Annotated in this window: 3 protein-coding genes; all 3 read right to left on the bottom strand. The window is 73.2% G+C overall.

Going from position 1 to position 3,435, the window contains the following annotated elements:
- Window positions 1–1,012: ferritin-like domain-containing protein (locus E6J59_15505; GenBank protein ID TMB17850.1), on the bottom strand; the 1,012-nt coding region annotated here is incomplete at its 3' end.
- Window positions 1,009–2,022 (bottom strand): LLM class flavin-dependent oxidoreductase, encoded by a 1,014-nt coding sequence (locus tag E6J59_15500; protein TMB17849.1) that lies wholly within the window; start codon window positions 2,020–2,022, stop codon window positions 1,009–1,011. The genes E6J59_15505 and E6J59_15500, both read right to left, overlap by 4 nt.
- A gap of 48 nt (window positions 2,023–2,070) precedes the next feature.
- Window positions 2,071–3,435 (bottom strand): amidohydrolase (locus tag E6J59_15495; GenBank protein TMB17848.1); only part of this gene is annotated, 1,365 nt, incomplete at its 5' end.

The raw sequence follows: 3,435 nt of genomic DNA, 5'->3' as shown, positions 1-3,435 counted from the left end.
GGCCCGCGAAGGCCTCGCGCACGCGCGGCGTGAGCAGCCCGAGCCGGCGGAGGTTCGGGACCACGCGCGCGAACAGCAGGCGCCGGAACATCTGCGCCGGCGCGGAGTCGAGCACCACCCGCTTCACCTCCTCGCGGTCCCAGCCCATGGCGCTCGAGATCTGGTCGCCCACCAGCCGATTCCGCATCAGCTCGCAGGCGTAGATGATGAAGTCCTCGCGGTCGCGGAGCTCGGCGGGCTGCATGTCGCGGTAGAACTCGGCGAGCGAGAGCATGCCGAAGGCGACGTGCCGCGACTCGTCCTTCATCACGTAGCGCACGAGCTCCTTCAGGAGCCGCTCCTGCGTGATCTGGAACATGTTCCCGAAGGCCGCCATGGCGAGGCCCTCGATGATGATCTGCATGCCGAGGTACTTGAAGTCCCAGCGGCCGTCGGTGATGGTGGCGTCGAGGAGCTCCTTCAGGTTCTCGTTGACCGGCCACTGCCACTCGAGCTTCTCGCGCAGGTAGCGGCTGAACACCTCGACGTGGCGCGCCTCGTCCATGGTCTGCGTGCCGGCGTAGTACTTGGCGTCGATCCACGGCACGGCGCCGACCAGCTGCGAGGCGACGATCAGCGCGCCCTGCTCGCCGTGCAGGAACTGCGAGAGCTGGAGCGCGATCTGCGCGTGGCGGAGCCGGTTCTTCTCTTTCGGCGTGAGCCGTTCGTAGGGCGGGTAGCCGATGAGCGGGTTGATGACGTCGGGGATGATGCCGCGCTCGGGATCGACGTCGGTGTCCCACGGCAGCTGCGTCATCCCGTTCCACTGGTCGCGCTTCGCCTTCTCGTAGAGGTCGCGCAGCCCCTCCTTCACGCTGCCGTAGTTCCAGGCGTAGCTGGTGTCGAACGAGGTGAGGATGGTCTCGAGTTCCTCATCCAGGCGGCGGAGCTGGTTGACGGCGCTCGCGGCGTTCTCGTCCATCATCACCCCCAGATAACTACGCCGCGCGGCCTCGAGCAAGCGGGAGCTCACCCCCGCAGGGCCGGCATCACCTCTCCGGCCAGGCGCTGCAGCGACCCCACCGCGACCTCGCGCGGCATGCCGGTCGAGCCGGGAATCACGTGGCAGAAGTCGAGGCCCAGCGCGGCGAGCCCGCGGAAGCGCTCGCGGGCGACGTCCGGCGGCCCCGCGATCGCGAACCAGTCGACGAACTCGTCGCCGATGCCGGCCGTGTGGGGCACGCCGGTGCGCGTGTGGTGCCGCATGTCGTAGTGCTCGCGCAGGTAGCGGGCCGCGGCCGCGAGCGGCGCGGGCAGGCGCGCGAGGTCGCTGCCCGCGAAGGCGGAGAAGCGCGCGAAGCTGGCGGCCGCGCCGCGCACGCCGTCGCGCGCGACACGCACGTCGTCGTGGATCACTGCGGTGACGAAGGCGCCGTAGCGGAGCGCGCCCGGGTCGCGGCCGGCCGCGCGCGCTGCCGCGCGGGCATGCGCCAGGACCGCCCCGAGGTGCGCCGGGTCGGCGCCGACGGCGAGGCAGATCGCGTCGGCGTGCCGGGCGGCGACCTCGATGACGCGCGGGCCCGTGGCCGCGACCTCGACCGGGACCTTCGGCGCCTGCACGCGCTCGAGCCACTCGAGGCGGCTCGCGAAGCCGTCGCGGTCGACCACCTCGCCGCGGAGGTATCGCTGCACGGCGGCGAGGTAGCGCTCGAAGGGCGCGACCCGGTCCTCGCGCTTGCCGATGCGCTGCACCGAGGAGTCGCCGCGACCGATGCCGAGAACGGCGCGGCCCCCGCTCTCCGCCTGGAGGGCGAGCGCGGCCGACGCCGTCACGGCCGGATCGCGCGTGACCGAGTTCGTGACGCCGGGGCCCAGGCGGACGCGCGTGGTCGCTTGCGCCGCAAGCATGAGCTGGCCCCAGACCTCTGGCGCGAGGTTCTGGCTGTCGGGGAAGAGGACGGTGTCGAAGCCGAGCTCCTCCAGCAGGCGCGCGGTCCGCGCCGACCGCCGCGGTTCCGGCACCGCGAGGACGCCGAAGTCCATCTCAGGCGAGCGCCGCGAGATCGATCCGGTAGAGCTCGGCGAAGAAGCTCATGACGCGCGTCCTCCGCGCAGCACGCGCCCGGGGAGCGGCCCCTCGGGGTCGACCGCGTCGCGCCCGTCCTCGCGCACGACGACCCCGTTCACCACCACGGCACGGATACCGCGCGCGTCCGAGACCAGCCGGTCGGCGCCCGCCGGGAAATCGCGCACCCGCCGGAGCGGCGAGCAGCCGACCGTCGCCGGGTCGAAGACGGTCACGTCGGCGGCGAGCCCGGGCGCCAGTCGGCCGCGGTCCGCGATGCCGAAGACCTCCGCCGGCTGCGCCGTCAGCCGGCGCACCGCCTCCTCGAGCGCGAGCACGCCCCGTTCGCGCACCCAGGTGCCGAGCAGCTCCGTCGGTGCGCAGGCGTCGCAGAGCTGGCTCGCGTGCGCGCCCGCGTCGGAGAGGCCGATCATGGTGGCGGGATGCGCCAGCAGCTCGGCGACGATCGCCGGGTCGGTGTTGAGGATCGGCATCCGGAAGCGCGTCTCGAGGCCCGAGGCGAGCGAGAGGTCGAGGGCGAGGTCGACGGGGTGCACGCCGCGCTCCGCCGCGACGTCGCCCAGACGGCGCTCCGCGACCGACGGGTCCGGTGGGTGCTCGGTGATCGTAATGTCCCGGAACGGCGCACCGATCCGGCCGTCGTCGATCCGGTCGCGGAGGACGCGGCGGAACTCCGGGTCGGCGTAGAGGCGCCGCTTGCCCGCGACGTCGGCCTGCGAGACCGGCCTCATGACCGACATGCTCTCGAGCGGGAACGGCGCCTTCAGCTGGAACTCGACCATGAGCGGCCGGCACGACACCTGCGGGATGACGCGCACCCCCCGCGCCTGCATGGCGGCCGACTGCGCGAGGACCGCGCGGTGCCCGTCGGGACCGAGCATGCCGCCGAGGAGCGCGGTCCAGCTCACGGGGCGGTGCGTCCGCTCCTGAATCGCCGCGAACTGGTCGAGGAAGAGGCCGGGTCCGATGGTCGCCTGCATGACGCCACCCGGCGGCTCGCCGAGGCAGCCGGCGAGCGTCTCGATCTCGGCGAACGAAGCGACCCGGCTCGGCACGGGACGCCCCGCCCAGCCGACGTGCGTCGGCGACTTCGAGGTCGCGAAGCCGAGCGCCCCGGCGCGGAGCGCGCCGCGCACGAGCTCTCGCATGGCGCCGATCTCCTCCTCCGTCGCCTCGCGCTCGGTAGCCTCCTCGCCCATGACGTAGAGGCGCACGGGCGTGTGGCCCACCAGCGCGCCCACGTTGATCGCGGTCCCGCGCCGCTCGATCGCGGCCAGGAACTCCGCGAACGACTCGAACGGCCACTCGGCGCCGATCCCGGCGCGCAGCGCCTCGAGCGACATGCCCTCCACGCTCTCGAGCGTGCGGAG

Source organism: Deltaproteobacteria bacterium (assembly GCA_005879795.1).
Lineage (GTDB): Bacteria > Desulfobacterota > Binatia > DP-6 > DP-6 > DP-6.
Note: the sequence above shows the minus strand (reverse complement) of the source record. Positions and strands in the feature narration are given on the sequence as shown.